The following is a 25,754-nucleotide window of genomic DNA, read 5'->3' as shown; positions in this document are numbered from 1 at the left end:
CGGGACCCTCCGGGACCGCCGCGCGCGGCACCCCGCCCTCCCGGCCGAGCAGCTTCCCCATGCGCATCATCCTGTCCGTGGCCGCCGCCGCGGCACTCCTGGCCGCCGGCTTCGCCCTCGGCGCCGCCGCCCCCGGCGCCCCGACCCTGCCCGACCGTCTCCGGCAGACCCTCGCGTCCGTCGGGCTCGCCCGAGCCCCGGCCGACGACCACGATCAGCGCTACGCGGCGGCCGTACCGGACCGGCCCAAAGCCGCGCCCGACCCGCACGCGGGCGACGATCACGCCGGCCACGACCACGACCACGCGCACGGCCACGCGCACGGCGCCGACGAGCCTCACGAGGCGGGCACGATCCGGATGCGGCCCGATCAGGTCGCCGGTCAGGACATCGTCACGCGCAGTGTGGAGGGCGGCACGCTGGCGCGCCACCTCCTCGTCCCCGGCACGATCACGCCCGACACCGACCGGATCGCCCGGGTCCCGGCCCGGGTGGTCGGGACCGTGGCCGAGATGCGCAAGCGCCTCGGCGACGCCGTGCAGGCGAACGAGGTCGTCGCCATCCTCGACAGCCGCGAGGTCGCCGACGCCAAGAGCGAGTACCTCACCGCCCAGGTCCAGGCCGAGCTGCAGACGATCAACTTCGAGCGCCAGCAGAAGCTGCTCGCCTCGCGCAGCGCCTCCGAGGCCGCGTTCGAGACCGCCCGGGCCGCCTATCTGGAGAACCGGCTCCGGGTCGACCTCGCCCGCCAGAAGCTGTCGGCGCTCGGCCTCGACGCCGCCGAGGTGGCGGCCGCCCAGAAGCGCGACGAGGCGACGCCGAACCAGTCGACGCTGCGCCGCTACCCCCTGCGGTCGCCCCTCGCCGGACGCATCGTCGAGCGCAAGGTCGATGTCGGCACGGCGGTCGGCAAGGAGGGCGATCCGGCCGACCTCTACACGGTGGCGGACCTCTCCACGGTCTGGATCGAGCTGTCGGTGCCGACCGTCGACCTCGCCCAGGTGCGGGAAGGCGCCCGCGTGACGGTCACGCCCGGCCGGACGGGCGAGACGGAGCGCCGGGCGGAGGGCCGCGTGATCTTCGTCAGCCCCTTCCTCAACCCCGACACGCGCTCGGCCCGGGTGGTGGTCGCCCTGCCGAACCCCGACCTCGCGTGGCGGCCCGGCACCTTCGTGACCGCCGAGGTCGAGATCGCGCAGGACGCGGTCCCGGTCCGGATCCCCAAGGCGGCGGTCCAGACCGTCGAGGGCCGGAGCGTCGTCTTCGCGCGCACGGCCGAGGGGTTCGAGAAGCGGCCGGTCACCCTCGGCCGCTCCGACGACGAGGCCTACGAGGTCACCGCCGGGCTCGAGCCCGGTGCCGAGATCGCGGTCGGCAACGCGTTCCTGCTGAAGGCCGAGCTCGGCAAGGCCGACGCCGGCCACGCCCACTGAGGAGACGGACGATGATCAGCCGCATCCTCGCCGTCTCGGTCCGCCAGCGCTGGCTGGTGCTGCTCCTCGTGCTGCTGGCCTCGGCCTTCGGCGCCGCCGCGCTCACGCGGCTGCCCATCGACGCCGTGCCCGACATCACCAACAACCAGGTCCAGATCAACACCCTGGCCCCGTCCCTGTCGCCGGCCGACGTCGAGCGGCAGGTCACCTACCCGGTCGAGACGGCGCTCGCCGGCATCAAGGGCCTCGAGTACACCCGCTCGCTCTCGCGCAACGGCTTCTCGCAGATCACCGCGGTCTTCGCCGAGTCCCTCGACATCTACTTCGCCCGCCAGCAGGTCGCCGAGCGCATCGCCCAGGTGCGGGAGGACCTGCCCTCCGGGGTCGAGCCGCGGATGGGCCCGATCTCCACGGGGCTCGGCGAGATCTACATGTGGTCGGTCCAGTACGCGCCGCTGCCTGAGCGCGCGGCCGTGCCGGCGGGCCGGCCGGGCTGGCAGCCGGACGGGAGCTACCGGACCCCGGAGGGCCAGGCGCTCAGGACGGAACTGGAGCAGGTCGCCTACCTGCGCACGGTGCAGGACTGGATCGTGCGGCCGCAGATCAAGTCCGTCCCGGGCGTCGCCGGCGTCGACGGGATCGGCGGCTTCGAGAAGCAGTACCACGTCCAGCCGGACCCCACGAAGCTCACCGCCCTCGACCTGTCCTTCGCGGACGTCGCCCGGGCGCTCCAGGCCAACAACGCGAACCAGGGCGCCCGCTACCTGGAGGATAACGGCGAGAGCTACGTGGTGCGCGCCGCCGGCCGCCTGGAGAGTCCGGAGGCGATCGCCGACGTCGTCGTGGCGAGCCGCGGCGGCGTGCCGGTGCGGATCCGCGACGTCGCCACGGTGCGGATCGGGCGCGACCTGCGCACCGGCTCGGCGAGCGAGAACGGGCAGGAGACCGTCATCGGCACCGCCCTGATGCGGATCGGCGAGAACAGCCGCACGGTGGCGGCCGCCGTCGATGCCCGCATGGACCAGATCCGGCGGGCCCTGCCCCCCGGCATCGTCGTCCAGACCGTCCTCGACCGGACGCAGCTCGTCGAGGCCACGATCCGCACGGTGGGCAGGAACCTCGCCGAGGGCGCGGCCCTCGTGATCGTCGTCCTGTTCCTGCTGCTCGGCAACATCCGGGCGGCGCTGATCGCCGCGCTGGTCATCCCGGCCGCCATGCTGATGACCGTGACCGGCATGGTCGAGGGGAGGATCTCGGCGAACCTGATGAGCCTCGGGGCGCTGGATTTCGGGCTCATCGTCGACGGGGCGGTGATCATCACCGAGAACGCGCTGCGCCACCTCGCCGAGCGGCAGCACGCTCTCGGGCGGCCACTCGTGCTGGAGGAGCGCCTGGAGACGGTGCGGGACTCGGCCGAGGAGATGATCGCGCCGTCCCTCTACGGGCAGGCGATCATTATGCTGGTCTACGTCCCGCTCCTGACCTTCACGGGGGTCGAGGGCAAGATGTTCCAGCCGATGGCGCTGACCGTCATCCTCGCCCTGGCGGCGGCCTTCGTGCTGTCGCTGACCTTCGTGCCGGCCCTGATCGCCATCGCGCTGACCGGCCGGGTCACCGAGGCCGAGAACCCTCTCGTCCGGGGCCTGAAGGCGCTCTACCGGCCCGTCCTCGCGGCGGCGATCCGGGCGCCCGCCCCGTTCGTCGGGACGGCGCTGCTCCTCCTCGCGGGCGCAGGGCTGCTCGCCACCCGGCTCGGGACCGAGTTCATCCCGCAGCTCGACGAGAAGAGCATCGCCCTCAACGCCACACGGATCCCGTCCACCTCTCTCACCCAGTCGCAGGCGATGCAGCTCAAGGTGGAGCGGGCGATCGCCAAGTTCCCGCAGGTCGCCTACGTGTTCTCGAAGACCGGTACCGCCGAGGTCGCCACCGACCCGATGCCGCCGAATTCCTCCGACACCTTCGTGATGCTCAAGCCGCAGCCGGACTGGCCCGACCCGGGCCTGTCGAAGGCCGCGCTGCAGGAGCGGATCGAGGCGTCCTTGGGCGAGCTCGCCGGCAACGTCTACGAGTTCTCCCAGCCGATCCAGCTGCGCTTCAACGAGCTGCTCGCCGGGACACGGGGCGACCTCGCCGTGAAGGTGTTCGGCGACGCCTTCGAGCCGATGCTGGAGACCGCCAACCGGATCGCCGCGATCCTGCGCGGGATCCCGGGCGCCGACGACGTGAAGGTCGAGCAGATCACCGGCCTGCCGGTCTTCGAGATCAGGATCGACCGGACCGAGGCGGCCCGGCTCGGCCTCAGCACCGGGGCGATCCAGGACGTGATCGGCGCCGCCATGGGCGGCCGGGACGCCGGGGTCGTGTTCGAGGGCGACCGGCGCGTGCCGATCGTCGTGCGCCTGACCGATCAGGTCCGCGAGGACCGGGAGGCCCTGGAGAACCTGCCGGTCCCCCTGCCCCCGGGCGCGAACGGCCGGGCCGCCTCCGTGCTCCTGCGGCAGGTGGCGCAGTTCTCGGTGAGCGAGGGGCCGAACCAGATCAGCCGCGAGAACGGCCGGCGCCGGGTCGTGGTCACCGCCAATGTCCGCGGGCGCGACATCGGCTCGCTGGTGGCGGAGGCGCAGGCGAAGGTCGCCGCGCAGGTGACCCTGCCGGCGGGCTCGTACGTCACCTGGGGCGGCCAGTTCGAGAACCTCGCCTCGGCTCAGGCGCGGCTCACCGTGGTGGTGCCGGTGTGCTTCTTCCTGATCTTCCTGCTGCTCACCTCGGCGCTCGGCAGCGCGCGGGACGCGCTCCTGGTGTTCAGCGCGGTGCCGCTGGCGCTCACCGGCGGCATCGCGGCCCTGTGGCTGCGGGGGATGCCGCTGTCGGTGCCGGCCGCGGTCGGGTTCATCGCGCTCTCGGGGGTGGCGGTGCTCAACGGCCTCGTGATGCTGACCTTCATCAAGCAGCTCGTCGCCGCGGGCCGGCCGCTGCGGGCGGCGATCCGCGAGGGCGCCCTCACCCGGCTGCGGCCGGTGGCGATGACCGCGCTGGTCGCCTCCCTGGGTTTCGTGCCGATGGCGCTCGCCACCGGCACCGGGGCCGAGGTGCAGCGGCCGCTGGCGACCGTGGTGATCGGCGGCCTGATCAGCGCGACCCTGCTGACCCTGGTGGTGCTGCCGGCGCTCTACGCGCGGTTCGCGCGCCCCTGTTCGGCCGACCGCGCCGCGCCCACGGCGGAGCCGGTGGCGGATCGCGCCGCCTGACGGCGCCCGCGCCGCGGCCGCGCCCGTCGCCGGGCGGGACGGTCGTCAGGCGGGGAGGATGTGCAGCATCCCGCCGACCATGCCGAGGGCGCCGATGCCGATCAGCCCCACGGCGATGTAGAGCCGCATCCGGCTCTCGTCGGCGGCCGACGGCGGCTGGGGGTCTTCGGGCAGGTCGAACCAATCCATCGGGTGAGCGCAGCCGGTCGGGTGGGCGGGAGGCGCCGCCCTAGGCCGGCCGGATGACGACGGGATGACAACGGGATGACGGCGGTATGCCGGCCGCGCAGGCCGCTACGGCTTCACCAGCAGCACGTTCACCGCCTTGGCGAGCACGTGGACGGTGTCGCCTTCCTTGAGGCCCAGCTCCTCCAGCGAGTCGACCGTCATGACCGAGGCCATGCGGTAGGCGGTGCCGACCAGCTCCACCTCGACCTGGGCCATCACGTCCCCGCGCTTGATCGCCGTCACCGTGGCGGGGATGTCGTTGCGCGCGCCGTGTTTCATGGGAGCTTCCGGGTTGCGCAGCCGGTTCGGCCGCCATCGAGGCCTATCGCGGCCGCGGCCCCGGCATCAATCACGACGCCGGGACCGCGATCGGGAAACCTCCGGGAAACCGCCGCGGAGCGGCCCGGGGCAGGGCCGGATCAGCGACGGCCGGAGGCTCCGGCCGAGCCGCCATCGCTGCCGCCCGGCTGGAATCCGGCCGCGTTCGGCGGCCCCTTCATCCGGCCGTCCTGCTTCGGCATCTCCGAGCCCGGAGATCCGGTCGTCGTGCCCGTCGTCTCGCCTTTGCCCGTCGCGCCCTGGCCCGCCGCGCCCTGGCCCGTGTAGCCGGCCGCGTTGGGCGAACCCTGCATGCGGGTCCCGGTACTCTCCGCGGCCGTGGCGGCCGCGCCTGTCGCCAGGAGGCCGGCGACGGTCAGGCTGATCAGCGTCTTCATGTGCGAATCCTCAAGCGCTTCCCCAGGCCGCCTCTCCGGACGTACCGGGGCAACGCGGCCGGACGGATCCCGTTCACGCCGCCGCGACCGGACCGGCGCGGGCGCCGGGGTTGCGGGACAATACTTGCTGCGATGCGATATTTCTGCATCGAAGACGGGGCGCGAGCCCGTTCCGCGAGGCAATGTATTGATTTATGTACGGAGTTGAGCCGCCGGGCACAATTGCAATCCGCGGCAGAATCTGTTTGAATATTCGGACGCGTTGCATTCCATCGTGGTGACTGAATTCGCTTGCGGCCTATCGGGCTCCGCGAGGAGGTCAAACATGTACGCTTTGGCCAAGACCAGAGAGAGAACCGACTGGGAGCTGGTCGTCGTCTTCGGCAGCTGGATCGTCTTCGAGATCGCGATCCTGATGCTGTGCTTGGTGTCGATGTAGGCTTTCTTCGGGACTACGCCCGATCCGCCACGCCCCGGGCGGTGCCGGATCCACGGCCGGGTGGCCGATGCTTGGAGATGCGCGGAGACGCTTGAGAAACCCGCGCGTGCCGGGGCATGCTCTGCCGATCGCAGGAGTCGCCGACAGGGTCGGCGCGACGGCAGGGGACGGGTGCATGGCGAAGGCGGTGCGGGCGGGCGGCGATCGCGAGGCGCGTCAGAGACCCCCGTCCGAGGACGTCCACGCCGCGGAACTCGCGCGCCTGCGCGCCGAGGATCCGGCGCCGCGGCCGCCCGGCTGGCAGCTCTCGCTCCAGGCCGTCCGGCGCTTCATCTGCGGCGACGGCGCGACCCCCGCCAAGGTGGTCTGCGCCCCGGCGCTCGTGGAGCGGGCCATGGTCACCCTGGCGACCTCCCGCGCCCTGCTGCTGATCGGCGAGCCCGGGACCGCCAAGAGCCTGCTCTCGGAACTCCTCGCCGCCGCGATCAGCGGGCGCTCGACCCTGACGATCCAGGGCGGCGCGTCGCTGACCGAGGACCAGATCCGCTACGGCTGGAACTACGCGCTGCTCGTCGCCGAGGGGCCGAGCCCGCGCGCCCTGGTGCCGGGCGCCCTCCATACCGGCCTCAGCGAGGGGCGGATCGTCCGCTTCGAGGAGCTGACCCGCTGCCCGCTGGAGGTGCAGGACAGCCTGCTCTCGGTCCTGTCCGACCGGGTGCTCGCGGTGCCCGAACTCACCGGCGCGGACGGGATGGTCTACGCCCGGGAGGGGTTCAACCTGATCGCCACGGCCAATACCCGCGACCGGGGCGTCAACGAGATGTCGGCGGCCCTCAAGCGCCGGTTCGGCTTCGAGACCGTCTTCCCGATCGCCGATCTCGACGCCGAGCTCGCCCTGGTGCAGCGCGAGGCGACCGCCCTGCTGGCCCGCTCCGGCGTGCCCCGCGCCCCGGATCCGGAGGTGCTCGAACTCCTCGTGACCTGCTTCCGGGAGCTGCGCGAGGCCGTGGACACCGAGGGCACCGGCATGGAGCGGCTCTCGTCCGTGATGAGCACCGCGGAGGCGGTCAGCGTCGCCCACGCCATCGGCGTGAAGGGCCATTTCCTGCGCGGCGATGCCGGCCGGCCGGAGGACATCGTCGCCTGCCTCGCCGGCACCGCCGCCAAGGACGACGCCGAGGACCTCGCCCGCCTGCGCCGCTACCTCGACCAGCGCGTCAGCCGCCGCTCCGGCGCGGCGTGGCGGGAGTTCTACGCGGCGCGGCACCTCCTCACCCCGCAATGAACCCCGCAACGAGTGGTCCCGCGCCGGATCCCGGCCGCCTGACCGTCATCGGCGTGCGCCACCATTCCCCGGCCTGCGCCGGGCTCGTCCGGCGCACGATCGCGGCGCTGCGGCCGGCCTGCGTGCTGATCGAGGGGCCGGTCGACTTCAACCCGCACCTGCCCGACCTCGCCCTCGGCCACGACCTGCCGGTGGCGATCTTCTCGTTCCGGGCCGACGCGGCGGGCAGCGCCGCCTCCTACACGCCGTTCTGCGCCTTCTCGCCGGAATGGCAGGCCCTGGAGGCGGGCCGGGCGGTGGGTGCCGAGACGCTGTTCTGCGACCTGCCGGCCTGGGACCCGGCCTTCGGGCGCCGCGCCAACCGCTACGCCGACCCGCACGGGGCGCGCGCCGAGGCGGCCGAGCGGGCGCTGGCCGCCGCCCTCGGCGTCGCCGACCAGGACGCCCTCTGGGACGTCCTCGCCGAGGCGGCGCCCGAGGCGGAGCTGCCGGCCCGGCTCGACCGCTACTTCGCCCTGCTGCGCCCGCCCGGCACGGACGATCCCGCCGAGGAGGCCCGCGAGCGCTTCATGGGCGCCTACGCGGCCCACGCCCTGCGGGCGGCCGGCGACCGGCCGGTCGTCCTCGTCTGCGGCGGCTGGCACGCGGACGCCGTCCGGCGCCACGCCGCGCGGGCCGACGGGACCCGGCCCGAGCCGGCGCCGCCGGAGCCGGACCTGCGCACCGGCAGCTACGTGGTGCCCTACGCCTATCCCCGGCTCGACCGGTTCTCGGGCTACGCGGCCGGCATGCCGGCCCCGGGCTACTATGAGCGCGTCGCCGCGTCGGGCCTCGCCCCCGCGGCCGACTGGGCGATGACGGCGATCACCGCGGCCCTGCGCGAGGCCGGGCAGGTCGTCTCCACCGCCGACCGCGTCGCCTGGCGGGTCCACGCCGAGGCCCTCGCCCGGCTGCGCGCCCATCCCGCGATCCTGCGCGCCGACCTGATCGACGCGGCCCTCGCGGCCCTGGTGAAGGATGCCCTCGACCGCCCGCCCGCCTGGGCGGCCGGCCGCGCCGCGCCCGGCCACCCGGCGCTCGCCGCGATGCTGCGGGCGCTCACCGGCCCGCGCGAGGGACGCCTCGCCCCCGGCACCCGGCAGCCGCCCCTCGTGGCCGACGTCGCCGAGCGCCTGCGCGCCGCCGACCTGGAGCCGGGGCCGGCCCGCCGCAGCGTCGACCTCGACTGGGCCGAGCCCGGTGACCGGGCGCGGGCGCACCTGCTCCACCGGCTGGTCCTGCTCGGATTGCCGGGGATCGCCCGCGAGGGCCCGGACCGCGCCGGGCCCGGCCTGCCGCGGGAGCGCTTCACGCTCGCGCGCCACCCGCACTGGCTCGGCGCCCTGATCGAGGCCTCGCTCTGGGGCGGGACCCTGGAGATGGCCGCCTCCGCCCGGATCACCGCCCGGGTCGAGGCGGCGCCCGATTCCCTCGGAATCCTCGCCGGGGCCCTGTCCGACGCGCTGTTCGCCGGCCTCACCCTGGAGGGCGAACTGCTCGCCCGCCTGAGCGCGGGCATCGCGGCGGCGCACGACGCCGCCGCCCTGGGCGCCGCCGGGGCCGGGATCGTGCGGCTGTACCGGTTCGGCGACGCCTTCGCGCCGGCGCGGCCGGCCCTCGCCCGCCTCTGCGCCGTCCTGGCGGCCCGGGCGCTCTTCGTCGTCGAGGCCGTCCGGGACCCGCGCGCGGGGCTCGGCGCCATCCCGCTGGTCCTCGCCTGCCGCGACCTGTTCCGCGAGGTCGGCGCGGAGATCCCGGGCCTCGATGATCTGCGCGCGCCGTTCTCCGCCATGCTCGGCCGCCGCCTCGCCGATCCGGAGACGCCGCCGGCCCTCGCGGGGGCGGCGCTCGGCTTCCGGGTCGCCTGCGGCGATGCCGGATCGGACCCGGAGGCCGCCCTGGCCTGGCTGCGCCGCTTCGGCCTGCCCGCGACGCTCGGCGACTTCCTCGCCGGCCTGTTCGCCCTCGCCCGCGAGGAGATCGCCGCCGACGCGACCCTCGCCTCCGTCGAGGGTCTGGTGGCCGCCTGGGGCGACGACGACTTCCTGCGCGCGCTGCCGTCCCTGCGGATGGCCTTCGCGTGGTTCCCGCCCCGGGAGCGCGAGCGCATCGCCGTCGCGATCCTGCGCCGGAGCGGCCTCGGCGAGGCCCGGGCCGAGGTCGAGGCCCTGGCCTGGATGCGCCAGCGCGCCCGCCCGGCCGATCAGGCCGAGGCCCTGGCCCGCGAGGCGCGGGTCGCCGCGCGGCTCGCCCGCCACGGGTTGACCTGAGCCGCGACAAGGAAAATTTTACCGCCGCGCCACGGGGAGAGGACTGCATGCAGCGTTACGAGCTGACGGCGGGAACATCGGCGAAGTTCTGGGAGGCCGGAGCCGAGGACAGCGTTCTCATCGTGAGATTCGGCCGGATCGGCACGCAGGGGCAGTCCAAGACGAAGAGCTTCCCGAGCGCGCAGGCGGCCCGGGTCGAACTCGACCGGCTGGTGCGGGAGAAGACCGGCAAGGGCTATCGCCCGGCGGGTGAGGCCGCGCCGGCCGGACCGGATCCGGCCTCCGGAGCGGGCGCCGCGGCGACGGGCAACGCCGCCGCATCCCCGGCGGCCGAGGCCCGGTCCGCCGAGACCGGGGCCGCCGGGACGTCGCCCGCCCCCGCCGCCGGCGCGGAGGCGCGCCGCGTCCCGATCTTCACCGGTACGCCCCTGCCCACCCGCGGCCGGCCCGGCGCGCCCCTCGACGCCGCCGCCGACTGGGCCGCCTTCGCGGCGCGGATCCGCCCGCTGCTGGCGGCCGCCCCGGACGAGGCGCGCGCGCCGGCCGAGGCCCTCGCCGCCCGGCTCGACGGGTCGCCGCCGGCCCTCGACCCGGACGAGGTCCGCGCCTGGCTGGAGCAACTCGAGGCGGCCTGCCCGGCGCTGAGCCAGCGCCCCTGGGGCGCCAAGCCCGGACCGCAGGGGCCGGCGGCCCGGGCGGCGTTCACGCATCTCGCCCGCTGGCTCGTGGCCCGCTCCGGCACCGGGGGGACGCTCGTGGCCCTGCTCGACCGGCTGCGGCCCCGTCCCTCCGGCCGCTACGGCTCGCTCCCGGTCTCGGCCTGGGACATCCCCACCACCTTGGGTCTCCGGGCGGCCCTGGTCGCCGCCCCCGAGGCGGCGTACGCGGAGGCCCTGGACGCGGCCCTCCGGCTCGCCGCTTCGGACCCGGAGCCCACCCTCGCCCGCTGGCTCGCGGTGATCTTCGCGGACGACCGGCCCGGCGCCGACCACGCCCTCTCCGCCCGCGCGGTGCTGGCGCGCTGCGACCCGCCCGATCCCAAGGCCTACGGCAATTCCCACGTCGCCCTGCCGCTGATCGTCGACCTGCCGCCCGCGCAGGCCGCGCCCTGGTACGCCGCGCCGTATCACCGGGCGACGCTGGCGACCTGCGATGTCGGGGCCGAGGAGGCCGCCGCGACGGTGATCGCCGTCGCCGACGCGGTCGGCGAGCCGGCCACCCCCGGCCTCGTCTGGCTCCTGGAGGGGGCGGTCGGCCCCGAGCGCACGATCGTCGCCCGGGCCCTGCTGGAGACCCGCGCCGCCGACGCCCTCGACGCGCTCCTGCCCTTCGTGGGCACCAAGCTGGTCCGCGACGCCCTCGACGCCGCCGACGCGGCCTTCCCCGACTGGATGCTGCGGGCCTATCTCGGCGCGCTCCAGGGCAAGGGGGAGCCCGCCTACGGCCCCCGGGCCGTGACGCTCGCCGCGCGCCACGGGCACGAGACCGCCCGCGCCTGGGCGGCGGCCGAGGGAGGCCGGGCCGCGGGGCGCCTGGACCGGCTGCTCGCCGCCGGCAGCGCGCCTCAGGCGGCGCCGGAGGCCCTGCCGCCGGTGCTGCGGGACCCGCCCTGGCGGCGGCGCGGGGCCGCGCGCGCCCGGTCGGAACGGGCGGTGGCGCCGATCCCGACGCCCTTCGCGCACGGCTTCGACCCCGACGAGGCCCTCGACCGCAGCACCTTCTACTTCGAGGCCGGGACGCTGGTGGAGTCCATGACGGACCTCGCGGCGCGGATCCGCGCCACCGAGGCGGAGGCCCTCTACGACATGCCGATCCCGCCGCCGGCCGAGCCCGTGCCCGCCGCCGACGCGGATCCGGTCACCGCCCTGGCCTGGCTCGACCGCCGGCTCGACCTGGACCGCGACGCGTTCACCGGCTTCTTCTACTTCAACTACGGGCCCTGGTTCCGGATGGTCGGGTGGCAGCCCGAGCCCCTGGCGCTGATGCTGTGGGAGAAGACCGGGCCGCAGCGCGCCCACTACGTCGCGTGGCGGCGCACCATCGCGGTGATGCTGTCGCGCTTCGGCGCGCGGGCCGTGCCCGGCCTCGTCCGCCTCGTCGCGGCGGACCCGGCGCTGCTCCTGCCGGAGGTCGAGCCGGTGGACGCCGCCGACCTCGCCCCGGTCGCCGCTCGGGCCTTCCACCGCACCCGCAAGCTCCGGCCGGCCGCGGCCGCTTGGCTGCGCGCCCATCCCCGCACCGCCGCGCTGCGGCTCCTGCCCGAGACCCTCGGGGCCGCCGGCCCGGACCGCGACGCGGCCGACGCGGCCCTGCGCTTCCTCGCCGCCGAGCCCGCGGGGCGCGCCGCCCTCGACGCCGCCGTCGCGGCCTACGCGGAGCGGGATCCCGGCGTGCGCGGGGCGGTGGCCGCCGGCGTCGACAGCGACCCGCTGGAGCAGGTGCCGTCCAAGCCACCGAAGCTCCCCGACTGGGTGGTCCCCGCCGCCCTGCCCCGCCCGGTCCTGCGGAGCGGCGGCGCCCTGCCCGACGCCGCCGTCACCGCCCTGTGCGAGATGCTCGCCTTCTCCGACCCGCTCGCGCCCTACGCGGGCGTCGCGCAGGTCCGCGCCGCCTGCACGCCGGAGAGCCTCGACGCCTTCGCGGTCGCGCTGTTCCAGTCCTGGATCGCCGCCGGCGCCAAGGCGACGGGAGAGTGGGCGATGCAGGCGCTCGCCCTGATCGGGGGCGACCACGCCGCCCGCGACCTCACCCGGCAGATCCGCGCCTGGGGGCAGGCCGGCCTCAAGCCGCGCGGCAAGGCCGGCATCGCCGTGCTCGCCGGGATCGGCACCGACGTGGCGCTGATGAACCTCAGCGCCATCGCCGAGAAGAGCCCGCTGCTGCAACTGCGCGAGGCCGCCCGCGCCGCCATCGTCGACGCCGCCGAGGTTCGCGGCCTCGACGAGGTCGACCTCGCCGACCGGCTCTCCCCCGATCTCGGCCTCGACGCGCGCGGCGGGCTGGACCTGTCCTTCGGGGAGCGCCGGTTCCGGGTCGGCTTCGACGAGACCCTGAAGCCCGTCCTGCGCGACGCCGAGGGCCGGCGGCTCGCCGCCCTGCCCCGCCCGACCAAGGCGGACGATCCCGAATCCGCCAAGGCGGCGTCCCGGCACTGGGCGGCCCTGCGCAAGGACGCGGAGGCCGCGGCCGGCCTGCAGATCACCCGGCTCGAGGCCATGCTGGCGTCTCAGCGCCGCGTCGCCCCGGGGGTGTTCTGGCCGTTCTTCGCCGCCCACCCGCTGATCCGCCACCTCGCCGGGCGGCTCGTCTGGGGCCTCTACCCGGACGCCGCGCCCGCGACGCCGCCGGGGCACATCTTCCGCCTCGCGGAGGATCTCTCGCCGACCGACGCCGCGGACCACGCCCTCGCCCTCGACGTCGCGGCGGCCGAGGGCGTGGTCGGCCTCGTCCACCCCCTCCACCTCGACCCGGAGGAACGGACCGCCTGGAGCGGCCTGTTCGCCGATTACGAGATCGCCCAGCCGTTCCCGCAGATCGCCCGCGAGACCTTCGCGTTCACCGAGGCCGAGCGGGGCGCCGCCGAGACCCACCGCTTCGACGGGGTCCGGGTGGGCGGCCGCCGCCTGCGGGGGCTGCGGCCCCAGGGCTGGTCGACCGACACGGGGAGCGAGCACGTCCATGCGGTGCAGCGTCCGGTCGCGCTGCCCGACGGCACCCGCCTCGTCGCGGTCCTCCGATTCGAGGACGGGTTCTGGCACCGGCCCGGCCCGGAGGGCGACGGGATCCAGACGCTGCGGACCCTGACCCTGTCGGAGACCGGCTGGCGCGCCGCGGCGACCCACCGGTTCGGCGACCTCGACCCGGTGACCGCGAGCGAGGTCCTGCGGACGCCGAGCCTGCTCGCCGCCGCCGGCGACGCGTGAGAGGGAGACAGGCCATGGAACGCTACGAGCTGGTCGAGGGCAGCGCGGCCAAGTTCTGGGAGGTCGGCGTCTCCGGCCCGACGCTCACCGTCCGCTTCGGGCGCCTCGGCACCCAGGGCCAGAGCAAGGACAAGACCTGCGCCGATGCGGCCGCGGCCGTGAAGGAGAAGGACAAGCTCGTCCGCGAGAAGACCGCCAAGGGCTACGTCCGCGCCGACGGCGCGGCTCTCGCCCCGGCGCCGGCCGCGGCCCCCACCCCGGCACCGACCGCCGCCGCCACCTCGAAGCCGGCCCCTGCGCAGGCGTCCGGGCCGGTCGGCGAGACGGTTGTCGAGCCCGCCGCGGAGCCGGCGGCCGCCCCGCCGCCGGCCGAGGCCCCGCCGGAGCACGTCCCGCCCCCCGCCCCGGCCGCGGTCTTCGCGGCGGTGCCGCTGCCGACCCGCCTGCGCCCCGGTCCGCGCCCGGACGCGGCGGAGGCCTGGCGGGCGATCGCGGCGCCGCTGGCGGCCGCGCTCGGCGATGCCGAGGCCGCGCGCCTCGCCGGAGCGCCGCCGGACCGGGACGGCCTCGCCGCCTGGCTGGACGCGATCGTCGACGCCGCGGAGGCGCGCCGACAGGGGAATCCGTCCCGGGCCGCCACCGGCGACGCCGTCCTTCGAGGGGCACTGGAGGCGGTCCTGCGCTACGCCGTGGCCGAGGGCGGGACGGAGACCGTCGCCCGGCTGGCCGATCGCCGCCGCCCGACCCCGAAGACGCCGCGCGCCTACCAGCGCCTGTCCTGGGCCGAGCCGCTCCACCTCGCCCTGCGGGCCGCCCTCGTGCACGCCCCGGAGGCCGATTACGACGCCGCGGTCGCGCTCCTGAACGCCCGGATCGCCGAGGACCACGACTGGCCGGCGGCCTGCGCCTTCGCGTTCATCCTGGCCGACGACCGGGCCGCCCCGCACCCGCTCCAGCCCGTCGCGGTGGTCGAGGCCGCCGCGTCGGCGGGGATCGACGTCACGGCCGATACGGCCTACCTGCCGCTGCTGGCCGACGCGCCGCCGGAAGCGGTCGCGCGCTGGCGCGCCAAGCGCAGCTACCACCTCTACTTCGTCTACTGCGCCCTCGACGCGGCCGAGGCGGCCGCGACCCTGCTGGCGGTGGCCCGCGCCGCCGGGCAGCCGGCCCTGCCGGCCCTCGACTGGCTGCTGCACTACGCCCTCGACGAGCAGCGTCGCACGGTCGCCCTGGCGGTCCTGTCGACGGGCGAGGCCGGGGCGCTCCCGGCCCTGCTGCCCCACCTCCACGAGAAGCCCGTCGCGGCCGCCCTCGACGCGGCGCTGGAGGCCGATCCCGCCGCGATCCTGCCCCGCTGTCTCGCGGCCCTCGCGGGCGGCCGGTCCGAGCCCGCCCTGCGCGCCCGGGTGAACCGGGCGCTCGACGCCCACGGGCTCGACACGGTCCGCGGCTGGCTCGCGGCGTCGGGCGGGCGCGGGGCCGGCATCCTCGACGCCCTGGCGGAAGCCCGCGCGGTGCCCCTCGCGGAGCCCGCCGCCTGGCCGCGGGTGCTGCGCGACCCGCCCTGGCGGGCCAAGGCCCGGACCCGGGACGACCTCGTCCTCGCCCTCGCGCCGCTGCCGACGCCGTTCGCCCACGCGGTGCCCGAGGTCGCGCCGAGCTACTGGCGCGCGCGGAACGCCGTCACCCTCGACGGCCCGGAGGCGCTGCGGGCCTTCGTGGCGGCCGCCGAGCTTTCCCATCCGACGCAGGGCTGGAGCCGGATCCCGCCCCCGCTCTCCGAGCCGCCGCGCGACGATCCGCCGGCCCTGATCGCCTGGGTCGCCGGCCGCGTCGCCCAGATCGACGAGGCCTGCCATTACTGGGCGAACTCGCCCTATCGCCAGCTGGTCGGCAGCCTGGAGCGGCAGCCCGAGCCCCTGGCGCTCGCCCTCTGGGCCCAGTCGCGCGTCGTTGCGGGATGCTTCCACGTCTCGCAGTGGCCGGAGATCGTGTGGGCGATGCTGTCGCGGTTCGGCGAGCGGGCGATGCCGGGCCTCGTCGGGCTGGTCGAGGCCGATCCGGTCGGGCTCCTGCCGGCGGTCCTGGCGGTGGACGATGCCCGCCTCGCCGGGCCCGCCGCCCGCGCCCTCACGAAGCTCAAGAAGGCCCGCGAGCCGGCCCTGGCCTGGCTGCGCCGCCATCCCGAGACCGCCCTCACCCGCCTCTTGCCCGACGCCGTGGGCCGGCCCGGGGCGCTGCGCGACGCCGGCGAGCACGCCCTGCGCGTGCTGGCGCAGGACCGGGCGGACGGCCGCGCCATCATCGCTTCCGTGGTCGCGCGCTACGCGGACCAGGCACCGGACGTGACCGAGGCGGTCGCGCAGGTGCTCGACCGCGATCCCTTCGCCCGCGTCCCCGCCAAGGTCGGCAAGCCGCCCGCCTGGGTCGTGCCGTCCATGCTGACCCGGCCGCGTCTGCGGGACGGGACCGCCCTGCCGGACGCGGCGATCCTGACCCTGTGCGAGATGCTGTCCTTCACCGACCCGGACGCCGTCTATGCCGGCGTGCCGATGGTCCGCGAGGCCTGCACCGAGGCGAGCCTCGCGGCCTTCGCGTGGGACCTGTTCTCCGCCTGGATCGCCGCCGGGACGCCCTCCAAGGACGGCTGGGCCCTGCGCGCGCTGGGCTGGTTCGGCACCGACGCCACGGCCCGCGACCTGACCCGCCTGATCCGCCGCTGGCCCGGCGAGGCCGCCCACGCCCGCGCGGTCACCGGACTCGACGTGCTGGTCGACATCGGCACCGACGTCGCGCTGATGAACCTCAACGGCATCGCCGAGAAGCTGAAGTTCAAGGGGCTCCAGGAGAAGGCCCGCCAGAAGATCGCCCAGCTCGCCGAGGCCCGCGGCCTCACCCCCGAGGAACTGGCAGACCGGCTCGCCCCCGACCTCGACCTCGACGAGCGCGGCGGCCTCGACCTCGATTTCGGCCCCCGCGGGTTCCGGGTCGGGTTCGACGAGACCCTCAAGCCCTGGGTCCGGGACGCCGCCGGCCAGAGGCTCAAGGACCTGCCCAAGCCCGCCAAGGCCGACGAGGCCGGCAAGGCCGCGGCGGCGGCGGCCCGCTGGGGCGCCCTGAAAAAGGACGCGCGGGCCGTGGCGAGCCTGCAGGTGGCCCGCCTGGAGGCGATGCTCGCCGGCGCCCGCCGGGTCCAGCCGACGGTGTTCGGCCCCTGCTTCGCCGCGCACCCGCTCGTGCGCCACCTCGCCCAGCGCCTCGTCTGGGCCACCTTCGCGGATGCCGACCCGCGGACCGGTCCGGGCCTGACCTTCCGGGTGGCTGAGGACCTGACCTTCACGGATGCCGACGACGCGCCGCTCGACCTCGACCTGACCGGGGCGGCCCCGGGCCTGATCGGCCTCGTCCATCCCCTGCAGCTCGACGCCGGGGCGCTGGCGGCCTGGGGGGCGCTGTTCGGCGACTACGAGATCGTCCAGCCCTTCCCGCAGCTCGCCCGCGAGACCTACGCCTTCACGGAGGCCGAGGCTGCCGCATCGACCACGAGCCGCTTCGCCGGGACCGTCGTGGAGGCCAACCGCCTGCGCGGCATGGCCGCCCGGGGCTGGCCCCTCGGGGCGCCCCAGGATGCCGGGGTGGTGTGGTGGATCGAGCGCGCCGTGACCTTCCCGGGCGGCGCGGCCGGCCAAGCGTCGCTGACTTTCTCGGAGGGCCTGTTCACCGGCGCGGTGGAGTTTGAGGACCGGGAGCAGACCCTCGGCGACCTGACCCTCGGCTCGCCCTGGAGCAGCCGGTCGGATCCGGGCCAGCGCGCCTTCGGCGAGCTCGCGCCGGTGACGGCGAGCGAGCTCCTGCGCGGACCGAGCCTCCTCGCCGGGACGCGGCTGCGGTGAGCCTCGACCCGGTCACGCGCTGGCGGCTCATCCTGGGCGAGGCAGCGGATTCCGCCTGCGCGGGGGCCGGCTGCGCCCTCTCGGGCGATGCGGCCGCCATGGATCAGGCGCTCGACTGGCTCTACGGCCGCGACGCCGAGGGCGCGTCGCGGGGGGAGCGCCGCCAGGGCGGCCGCGAGGGCTCGACCCTGACGGTGCCGGGCTGGATCAACGCGGTCCACACGCTCTTCCCCCGCGAGACGATCGAGCGGCTGGAGCGCGACGCGATCGAGCTCTACGCCATCGACGACGTGGTCACGAACCCCGAGGTGCTGTCCCGGGTCGAGCCGAACGAGACGCTGCTGAAGGCGGTCCTGCGCACCAAGCACCTGATGGCGCCCGACGTGCTGGTGATGGCCCGCAAGCTCGTGCAGGAGGTGGTGCGGCAGCTGATGGAGCGGCTGGCGCGGGACCTCGCGGTGGCGTTCTCGGGGGTGCTCGACCGGCGGCGCCACACACGCCTGCCCGGCGCCCGCGACCTCGACCTGAACCGGACGATCCGCGACAACCTGCGCCACTACGATCCCGAGAGCCGGCGGATCACCGTCGAGCGGCTGCACTTCTTCGCCCGGAACCGGCGCCAGATGCGGCCCTGGCAGGTGATCCTGCTCGTCGACCAGAGCGGGTCGATGCTCGATTCGGTGATCCACGCCTCGGTGATGGCCGCCTGCCTGTGGAAGCTCCCCGGCATCCGCACCCATCTCGTCGCCTTCGACACGGCGGTGGTGGACCTGACCCGCGACTGCGACGACGCCTGCGAGCTGCTCATGAAGGTCCAGCTCGGCGGCGGCACCGATATCGGGGGCGCCGTGCGCTACGCGGCCGGCCTGATCACCGCGCCGGAGCGGGCGATCGTGGTCCTGGTCTCCGACTTCTACGAGGGCGCGAGCGAGGCCGCCCTGGTCGAGCAGGTGCGGGCGCTCTCCGGCCAGCGGACCCGCGTGCTGGGCCTTGCGGCCCTCGATTCGGAGGCGCGGCCCGCCTACGACCGGGCGATGGCCCAGCGGCTCGTAGCGGCCGGCGCCGAGATCGGCGCGATGACGCCCGGCGAACTCGCCGGCTGGCTCGCCGCCGCGATCCGGGCCTGAGCGGCGCCGATGGCCCGCCCCGACCTCCGCGCCCTCACGGATGACGGCCTGATCCAGCTCGCCAATGCCGGGCTGGTGAAGCGGGCGCTGCGCGAGGTGGCCGCCGGCCAGGGGCCGGACCTCGCGGAGGCCGGGGACGGCACCGTCGAGGCGCGCTTCGCCGACGGCACGGTCACGCGGCTCGGCCCCGGCCGGCCTCCCGGCGAGGCCAGCTGCACCTGCCCGGCGAGCGGGATGTGCCGGCACCGGGTCGCCCTCGTCGTCGCCTACCGGGCCGCCCCGGTCGCGGACGGGCCGGCCGACGGGACCGGCGATGGGGCCGGCGATGGAGATCCCGAGGGTGCGGCGGTGCCGGCCGCGGCGCCGGTCGCCTGGGATCCCGGCAGCCTCGACGGCGCCGCCTTCGAGGCGGGGCTCGGCGGCGCGGCGGCGGCGGAGCTGCGCCGCCTCCTGGCGGGTGGGATCACGGTCGGGCTGGAGCGGGGCGCCGTGCCGGCCGCGCGGCTCCCGACCGCGACGGTGCGCTTCCTCGTGCCCGACGCCGTCGGCTACGCCCGTTGCGACTGCGCGGCCGGGGGCGGCTGCGCCCACGTCGCCCTGGCGATCCGCGCCTTCCGGGATTCCGCGGGCGCCCCCGAGATCCGCCTCGGCGGCGCGGCCCCGGCCGGAGCGGAGGCGAAGCCGGCGGAGACGGACCTCGCGGAGGCCGCCGACCGGGTGGTCGCCGGCCTGCTGGAGGCCGGGGTCGTGTCCGGACCGGAGGCGCACGGCGCGGCCCTCGTCCGGCTCCGGCGGGCGGCCGAGAGGTGGGGCGCCACGCAGCTCCTGCTGGCGGAGGCGGACCTCGACGGGCAGGTCGCGGCCTATGCCGGGCGCTACGCCGCCTACGACGCGGCCGTCGTCCTGGCGCTCGCCACGGAGCTCCTCGGCCGCGTCCGGGGCGGGGAGGCCGCCCTCGGCCTCGGCCAGCCCTACGAGACCGCCATGGGCAAGACCCGCCTCGTCTCCCTGGGCGCCCGGCTCCTCGCCCGCGGGCGCGGCGCCACCGCCCGGGTGGCGCTGGCCGACACCGATACCGGCGCGCTCCTGGCGCTGGAGCGCGCGTTCGCGCCGGGCGAGGCCGAGGCGGATATCGCGGCCGGCCTGCCCGGGCGCCTCCTGAGCCCGGGCCTGTCCGTCTCGGGCACCGGCCAGGGCCAGATCCTGACCAGCGTCGCGCGGCGCCGGGCCGACGGGCTCCTCGCCCTCGGCCAGGGCGCGCGGGGCCGCACGGCGCTGCTGCCGCGGGACGCCCTGGTGGCCCTGCCGGCCCCCCTGGCGGCGCGGGACGTCCCGTCGATCCTGCGCCGCCTCGCCGACCGGCCGCCCGTCTTCCTGCGCCCGCGCGACCGGCTGGAGGCCTTCCACGTCTTCCCCGTCGAGGCGGTCCTGGGACAGGCCTGGGCGCCCGGCGCCCAGATGTGGCAGGCCGCCGTCGCGCTGCCAGGGGCGGGCGGCACGCTGCATCTCGCCCGCGCCTACGACCCCGCCGCGCCGCACGCCCTGGACGCCCTCGCGGGCGCCTGCGCGGGGCGCTGGGGACCCGTGCGGCAGGTCGCCGGCCCGGTGCGGATCGCGGACGGCGCCCTGGTCTGCGATCCCTGGTCGGTGTCGGTCGACCGGCTCGTCGTGCCCGACCTCGCCGTCCACGACGGCGCCGGCCACCCGATCCCGCCGGCGCCGGACCTGGGGCCGGCCACGCTCCTCGACGAGGCGGCCGCGCTCCTGGCGAACGCCCTCCATGCGGGGCGGCGGGCCTTCGCGGCCAGCGCCCGCGCCGGCGGGGCCGACTTGGTCGCACGCCTCGCCGCGACCGGCTATCCGGCCACCGCCGCGCGGCTCTCCGCCTTCCTCTCCGCCACCCTGGCGGCTCCGGGCGCGCAGTCCGAGCCCTTCGCCCGGGCCGCCCTCTGGGTCGCCGCCATGCGCGACGATCCCGGGCCGGAAGAGGCCTGATGAGGCCCGATCACGGAATCGTGCGCGCGCAGTTGCCCCCTCGGTCCCGCTGGGGCAGGTTGCCGCGGCTTCGGGCGCCGCGATTCGCCGGCCGGCCCGTCCCGGTCGTTTCGCGAGGAGCCCGGATGCGAGGACCCGTCGACCGTCGCGCGCGCGCGACGCATCCCTGCCCGGCCGCGCGGGCCGGCGCGGTGGCATGAGGGTCGTCCGCGCGGCGCGCCTCCACCTGCGGGACGCCACCTCCGACAAGGTCTACGACGTCGACCTGATCGAGAACGAGGCCCTCGGGACGCCCGAGCGCTACTTCGTCAACACGCGCTACGGCCGGCGCGGCGCGACCCTGCGCGAGGGCTCCAAGACGCCCCAGCCCGTGACCGCCGAGGCGGCCGCCCGGGTGTTCGACAGCGTGGTCGTCTCCAAGATCAACGGCGGCTACCGGCGGGTCGACGGCCCGGAGACCGCCGCACCCGAGGCGACGCCCGACGGGCGCGATGGCGTGCTGCGGGCGCGGCTCTCCGCCTGCCTAAGCGAGAGCTGGGCCGAGCGTGACCGCGACCGCCTGCTCTGGCGCATCGGCGAGTTGCGGCTGGCCGCGACCGCCCCGGATCTGATCGCCCTCGCGCGGGGCCTCGGCCCGGCGCGGGCGAGCTACGCCCTGGTCTGGGCGCTCGCCCGGGCGGCGGGCGCACAGGCCGGTCCGGCGCTCGCGGCGATCGCCGCCGAGGCGCCCGGCAGCGTGGTCCGCGACCTCGCCCGCTTCGCGCTCACCGCCCCGCTCACCGGGCCCTACCGGCCGCCGGAGGCCGAGCCGGACCTGCCCGGCATGGTCGCCCGGCCGGCCGAGGCGGGCGACGTCGACGGGTTGTGCGGGGCGCTGGACGGCCTTGCCCGGCACGATCCGGGCCGGGTCGGGCCGGCCCTGGTGGCGCTCGGCCGCCGGGCGCAGGCGGCGCCCGGCCTGCACGCGACGCTCTGCGCCGCCCTGCTCCGGCTGCCGGCGCGGCCGCCCTACCTGATCGGCCTGCGGCGCCTCTTCAAGCACGCCGAGATGGCCGACGATGCCGCCCTGTTCGGCGCCACCGCCCAGCGCTTCGAGACCGCGCAGGCGATGTATCAGGCCGGCCGGAGCCACGCCTACGTCCCCGACCTCCGGCGCTACGTCGCGGTGGACGCGGCGCGCCAGGGGCCTGAGGCGCGGCTCGGCCTGTCCACCGCCACCCGCGCCTACATGAAGCGGCGGATCTGGCGCGCCCTGCGCAAGCGCGGCGCCGTCGGGGACCCGGCCTTCGCGGCGCTGGCGGCGGACTTCCTGCTGGCGCTCGGGCCGGAGGATCTCGATCCCCCGACCCGCTGGACCGCCTGGGGGCGGAAGCCGGACGGGACCTGGGGCCGGCAGGCGCGGGCGCGGGGACCGCTCGGCCGCAACTGGACGGCGAGCCAGCTCCTGTACCGTCACGCCCCGGAGGCCCGGCCGCGGACGGGTTCGCTGACTTTCCTGGAGACCGGCGCCGTCGATCCCGACCGGCGCGACGAGGCCTTCCCCGACCTCTGGAGCGCCCGCCCGGACCTGGCGCTCCGCCTCGCCGCGGAGGGGCGGATCGAGCCGGTGGCGCGGCTGGGCCTGCGGGTGCTGCGCGCGGACCCGCGGGCCTGCGCGGCCCTGACGGCCAGCGAGATCGGGCGCCTGCTGGCCGCCCCGCACGACGCCGTGCGGACCTTCGCGTTCCGGACCGCCCAGGCGCGTCTCGCCGCCGGGATCGCCGAGCCTGCCGAACTCGCCGCCCTGGTGGCGGCGCTGCTCGCGAGCCCGGAGCCGGAGGCGCGGGCGCTGGCCCTGCGGCGCCTCGAGGCGGAGGCGCCGATCGTCTGGTCGGATCCCGACCTCGCCGCCGCGCTGCTCACGAGCCCGGAGCCGGACGTCCAGGCGGCCCTCCCCGGCCTCGCCGGGGCGCGGGCGCTGCCCACCGGGCTCGCGGCGCCCCTGGTGGCGCGGCTGGTGGCGTGGCTGCGGGCGATGCCGCCGGAGCCCGACGCGGCCGCGACGGCCGCGATCCGGGGTCTGCGCGCCGCCCTGCCCTTCCTGTGGCCGGACCGCGACCTGCCGGTCACGTCCGAGACCGCCGCCGCCCTGATCGCCCACCCGTCCGCCGCGGTCCGGTCCGCCGGCCTCGCCCTCCTGGCGCAGTCCGAGGCCGGGGCCGCCGGCCTGCCGCCGGAGAGCTGGGACGCGCTGATCGGCGCGGAATCCGAGGACATCCGGATCGCCGCCCTCGTCCTGCTGGCGCGCCTCGACGACGCGCGGCTCGGGCTCTACGCGGACCGGATCGTCGCCTTCGCCAGCGGGCCCGACAGCGCCGTCCGGCGGGCTGCCCGGCCCCTTGTGGCGCGCCTCGCGGCGGCGGATCCGGGCCTCGCTCCCCGCCTCGCCCGGGAGCTGATCGGCAGCCTGTTCCGCGCGGCGCCCGACGACGCCTACGCGGCCGACACCGTGGCCCTGCTGCGCGAGGCCCTGCCTGGGGAATGCGCCGCCCTCGACGACGGCACCCTGTGGCGCCTGCTGCAGGCGCGGGCCGACGGCGCCCGCCGCCTCGGCGCCGCCCTCCTGCCCGACCGGCGCCCCGAGGCCCTCAGCGTCCGCCAGATCGCCCGGCTCGGCGGCCACCCGTACCGGGCGGTGCGGGACTGGGCGACGGCGGCCTTCGCGGCCGACCCGACCTGGTTCCAGGCCGCGGCGGCCGAGGCCGTCCTCCTGGTCGAGAGCGACTGGCCCGACACCCTCGCCTTCGCCCGCGGCCTGTTCGACGCGTGGCCGGAGACCGCCTGGACGCCCGAGGCGCTCGCCGTCGTCACCGACAGCGTCAAGCCGGAGGTCCTGGCCCTCGCCCGCCACCTCCTGCGCAGCCGGCTCCGGCCCGAGGACGCGGAGGCGCAGGTCCTGCGCCTCCTGGAGCACCCCGCCCCGTCGATGCACCTCCTGCTCACCGAACTCCTCACCGAGCAGGCCGTGGCGAGCGAGGCGGCCTTCGCGCGGCTGATCCCCCTCGCCCGCATCGTGATGCTGCAGGTGCTGCGCGGCCGGGTCGCCAAGGACCGGATGGCCGCCTTCCTCCGGGCCGAGGCCCTGCGCAGCCGCGCCCGCGCCGCGGCGCTGCTGCCGCTCTTCGCCGACCTGACCCTGAGTGGCACGGCCCGGGACCGCAGCGCCGCGATCCTGGCCCTGCGCGACGTCGCCGACGCGCATCCCGATCTCGCCGTGCCCCTCGTCCGGCGCCCGCCGGAGGCGCGGGGACCCGTCTCCGTCTCGGAAGAGGCCTGATGAACTTCGTCCATCGCTACCTCGGCGAGAGCCGGGCCGTCTCGGACGCGGACGCGACCCGGCTCGGCTTCGTTCCCGACACCCTGCGCGAGCCGACCTACTTCGCCGGGACGGTGGCGCGGCACCTGCCGTTCCGGGAGGCGATCTCCGCCCTGCACCACGTCGTCGTGTCGGACCTGCGCTTCAAGCCGAAGGACCGCACCGCCTACTTCGCGTGGCTCCAGGCCCACGAGCAGGAACTCCTGGCCGAGGCCCTCGCCGAGAAGGACAGCCTGCGCGCCGAGATCGAGGCGCTGCGCGCCGAGTCCCGGGACATCGCGGCCCGCTCCGACGCGGTGATGCGGTCGTTCTACGACGCGCGGAAGCGGTACTTCGACTATCTCTACCGGGAGAACCTCGACGCCTGGATCGTGCTCGACCCGGTCATCACCGTCCATCCGGACGAGATCTTTTTCGAGGCCTTCAGCCTCGACGAGTCGAGCTACGGGCGCCTGTCCTGCGACCACGACACGTTCGCGCGGATCGGCGACATGGCCTGCGGCACGACCAACATCGACTACAGCCACGCCCTCTACGACGAGTTCCAGAAGATCCGCAGCTACCGCGACACCGAGCTGGCGATCGACCCGACCGGCTTCGCGGTCCAGACCTCCGGCGAGGCCGCCTACCGCGAGGACAAGATCGACCTGCCCGATTCCTGGATGCGGGGCTTCCTGCAGGTGTCGAGCGCCATGGCGCAGCCCGCCCACGTGGTGGACCTGCACCCGGTCGACATGCACGCGATCCTGACCCGCCTCGCCGCGCGCCGGGAGCGCCACGGCCCGCGCTCCCTGCGGTTCCTGCTCGAGCCCGGCCGGCCGGTCAGCGTGCTGATCGAGCCCTGGAACGAGCGGCTGACCTTCCGGCGCTCGATCTACCGCGGTGGCGCGGCCGCGGAGATCCGCCTGTGGGGCCGGCGGCGGCTCGCGATCCTGGCCCGGACCCTGCCGCTCGCCCGGTCGGTGCGGCTGCACCTCCTCGGCACCGGTCTGCCGAGCTTCGCGGTGGTGGATTTCGGCGGCCTGCGCTTCACCCTCGGCCTGTCGGGCTGGACCGCCAACGACTGGTCCCGGGCCGGGCAGTTCGACCTGCTCGCGCCACGGGCCGACGTCGACGCCGACACCGCCGCCCGGGTCTTCGCGGCGCTCCGGCGCCACCACGCCGCCGACACCGGCCAGCTCGCCGCCGAGACCGGCCTCGACCGGTCGACCGTGGAGGCGGCGCTCGGCGGCTACGTGCAGGCGGGCCGCGCCATGTTCGACCTCGACAAGCGGGTCTACCGCCTGCGGGAGCTGACCCGGGAGCCGCTGGCGCCGGGCGCCCTGCGCTTCGCCTCCGAGCAGGAGGCCAAGGCCGACCGGTTCCTGGCGGCCGGACTGGTCACCCTCGGGCCCGTCGAGCAGGCCGGCGACAGGCGGCGCCTGAGCGGGACCGTGCTGGACGACGGCCGGAGCCTGACGCCCGCGGTGGAGCTCGATTCCGACGACCGCATGGTCGGCGGCAGCTGCCAGTGCGGGTTCTACACCCACAACCGGCTGACCCGGGGCCCCTGCGAGCACATGCTGGCCGTGCGCCGCCTCGTCCACGCCCAGGTCGAGGGCAAGCCGGTGCGGTGGCAGGCGTGAGACGGACCCGATTGATGCGGCCGCGCGCCTGGCCTATCCTCCCCGCGACGAGGGGCGTCGGCCGGGGCGGACCTTGCATTTCGGGCGGCGATTCGCCGTCCCTGCACCCTGCCCGGCAAAGCGTCACTGGCCCGCTCTTCACTGGGCCGGCACTGACCACCGGTGCGCGTTCGCG

Annotated in this window: 13 protein-coding genes; 10 read left to right on the top strand and 3 right to left on the bottom strand. The window is 76.3% G+C overall.

Features of this window, described 5'->3' with window-relative positions; all coding sequences use genetic code 11:
* Positions 1-59 precede the first annotated feature (59 nt).
* Positions 60-1,433, top strand: a complete 1,374-nt coding sequence (locus ASG32_RS21970) for an efflux RND transporter periplasmic adaptor subunit (RefSeq protein ID WP_056530686.1) — start codon at positions 60-62, stop codon at positions 1,431-1,433.
* An 11-nt stretch (positions 1,434-1,444) separates the two neighbouring features.
* Positions 1,445-4,684 (top strand): CusA/CzcA family heavy metal efflux RND transporter, encoded by a 3,240-nt coding sequence (locus ASG32_RS21965; protein ID WP_056530683.1) that lies wholly within the window; start codon positions 1,445-1,447, stop codon positions 4,682-4,684.
* Between the two features lie 45 nt (positions 4,685-4,729).
* Here ASG32_RS21965 and ASG32_RS34565 read toward each other — a convergent pair whose 3' ends face one another.
* From ASG32_RS34565 to ASG32_RS21955, 3 genes are all read right to left on the bottom strand, one after another.
* Positions 4,730-4,873, bottom strand: coding sequence for a hypothetical protein (locus tag ASG32_RS34565; RefSeq protein ID WP_020095101.1), 144 nt, complete (start codon positions 4,871-4,873; stop codon positions 4,730-4,732).
* Positions 4,874-4,978: 105 nt separating this feature from the next.
* A complete protein-coding gene (locus ASG32_RS21960) occupies positions 4,979-5,191 on the bottom strand; it encodes a TOBE domain-containing protein (RefSeq protein ID WP_020095100.1) in 213 nt (70 codons plus the stop codon).
* Between the two features lie 140 nt (positions 5,192-5,331).
* Entirely contained in the window at positions 5,332-5,628 is a 297-nt protein-coding gene (locus ASG32_RS21955) for a hypothetical protein (RefSeq protein WP_056530680.1), read from the bottom strand.
* Between the two features lie 614 nt (positions 5,629-6,242).
* Between ASG32_RS21955 and ASG32_RS21950 the strand changes: the two genes are divergently transcribed.
* The 8 genes from ASG32_RS21950 to ASG32_RS21915 all read left to right on the top strand — a co-directional run bounded on the left by ASG32_RS21950 (position 6,243) and on the right by ASG32_RS21915 (position 25,579).
* Positions 6,243-7,352, top strand: coding sequence for an AAA family ATPase (locus ASG32_RS21950; protein ID WP_056530677.1), 1,110 nt, complete (start codon positions 6,243-6,245; stop codon positions 7,350-7,352).
* Positions 7,349-9,661, top strand: a complete 2,313-nt coding sequence (locus ASG32_RS21945) for a DUF5682 family protein (protein ID WP_056530674.1) — start codon at positions 7,349-7,351, stop codon at positions 9,659-9,661. Before ASG32_RS21950 ends, ASG32_RS21945 begins: the two co-directional genes overlap by 4 nt.
* A gap of 47 nt (positions 9,662-9,708) precedes the next feature.
* Complete coding sequence (locus ASG32_RS21940; RefSeq protein ID WP_056530671.1) at positions 9,709-13,584, top strand: DUF4132 domain-containing protein; 3,876 nt, start codon at positions 9,709-9,711, stop codon at positions 13,582-13,584.
* Between the two features lie 14 nt (positions 13,585-13,598).
* Positions 13,599-17,477 carry a DUF4132 domain-containing protein gene (locus ASG32_RS21935; protein WP_056530668.1) on the top strand — a complete coding sequence of 1,293 codons (3,879 nt, stop codon included), beginning with the start codon at positions 13,599-13,601 and terminating at the stop codon, positions 17,475-17,477.
* A complete protein-coding gene (locus ASG32_RS21930) occupies positions 17,474-18,604 on the top strand; it encodes a VWA domain-containing protein (protein ID WP_056530666.1) in 1,131 nt (376 codons plus the stop codon). Before ASG32_RS21935 ends, ASG32_RS21930 begins: the two co-directional genes overlap by 4 nt.
* A gap of 9 nt (positions 18,605-18,613) precedes the next feature.
* Positions 18,614-20,599 carry an SWIM zinc finger family protein gene (locus tag ASG32_RS21925; protein ID WP_056530662.1) on the top strand — a complete coding sequence of 662 codons (1,986 nt, stop codon included), beginning with the start codon at positions 18,614-18,616 and terminating at the stop codon, positions 20,597-20,599.
* A 196-nt stretch (positions 20,600-20,795) separates the two neighbouring features.
* The gene (locus ASG32_RS21920; protein WP_056530657.1) at positions 20,796-23,915 is read left to right on the top strand and encodes a hypothetical protein; all 3,120 of its coding nucleotides are present in this window, start codon (positions 20,796-20,798) and stop codon (positions 23,913-23,915) included.
* A complete protein-coding gene (locus ASG32_RS21915; RefSeq protein ID WP_056530654.1) occupies positions 23,915-25,579 on the top strand; it encodes a hypothetical protein in 1,665 nt (554 codons plus the stop codon). The genes ASG32_RS21920 and ASG32_RS21915 overlap by 1 nt, the downstream gene beginning before the upstream one ends.
* Positions 25,580-25,754: the final 175 nt, after the last annotated feature.

The sequence above is a fragment of the Methylobacterium sp. Leaf361 genome, from assembly GCF_001424445.1.
Lineage (GTDB): Bacteria > Pseudomonadota > Alphaproteobacteria > Rhizobiales > Beijerinckiaceae > Methylobacterium.
This window is presented reverse-complemented; position numbering and strand designations above follow the sequence as displayed.

What these genes read in the sequence shown, in the direction of transcription:
- ASG32_RS21970 (WP_056530686.1), top strand. Translation starts at nt 60, where the DNA reads ATGCGCATCATCCTGTCCGTGGCCGCCGCCGCGGCACTCCTGGCCGCC.
- ASG32_RS21965 (WP_056530683.1), top strand. Translation starts at nt 1,445, where the DNA reads ATGATCAGCCGCATCCTCGCCGTCTCGGTCCGCCAGCGCTGGCTGGTG.
- ASG32_RS34565 (WP_020095101.1), bottom strand. Translation starts at nt 4,873, where the DNA reads ATGGATTGGTTCGACCTGCCCGAAGACCCCCAGCCGCCGTCGGCCGCC.
- ASG32_RS21960 (WP_020095100.1), bottom strand. Translation starts at nt 5,191, where the DNA reads ATGAAACACGGCGCGCGCAACGACATCCCCGCCACGGTGACGGCGATC.
- ASG32_RS21955 (WP_056530680.1), bottom strand. Translation starts at nt 5,628, where the DNA reads ATGAAGACGCTGATCAGCCTGACCGTCGCCGGCCTCCTGGCGACAGGC.
- ASG32_RS21950 (WP_056530677.1), top strand. Translation starts at nt 6,243, where the DNA reads ATGGCGAAGGCGGTGCGGGCGGGCGGCGATCGCGAGGCGCGTCAGAGA.
- ASG32_RS21945 (WP_056530674.1), top strand. Translation starts at nt 7,349, where the DNA reads ATGAACCCCGCAACGAGTGGTCCCGCGCCGGATCCCGGCCGCCTGACC.
- ASG32_RS21940 (WP_056530671.1), top strand. Translation starts at nt 9,709, where the DNA reads ATGCAGCGTTACGAGCTGACGGCGGGAACATCGGCGAAGTTCTGGGAG.
- ASG32_RS21935 (WP_056530668.1), top strand. Translation starts at nt 13,599, where the DNA reads ATGGAACGCTACGAGCTGGTCGAGGGCAGCGCGGCCAAGTTCTGGGAG.
- ASG32_RS21925 (WP_056530662.1), top strand. Translation starts at nt 18,614, where the DNA reads ATGGCCCGCCCCGACCTCCGCGCCCTCACGGATGACGGCCTGATCCAG.
- ASG32_RS21920 (WP_056530657.1), top strand. Translation starts at nt 20,796, where the DNA reads ATGAGGGTCGTCCGCGCGGCGCGCCTCCACCTGCGGGACGCCACCTCC.
- ASG32_RS21915 (WP_056530654.1), top strand. Translation starts at nt 23,915, where the DNA reads ATGAACTTCGTCCATCGCTACCTCGGCGAGAGCCGGGCCGTCTCGGAC.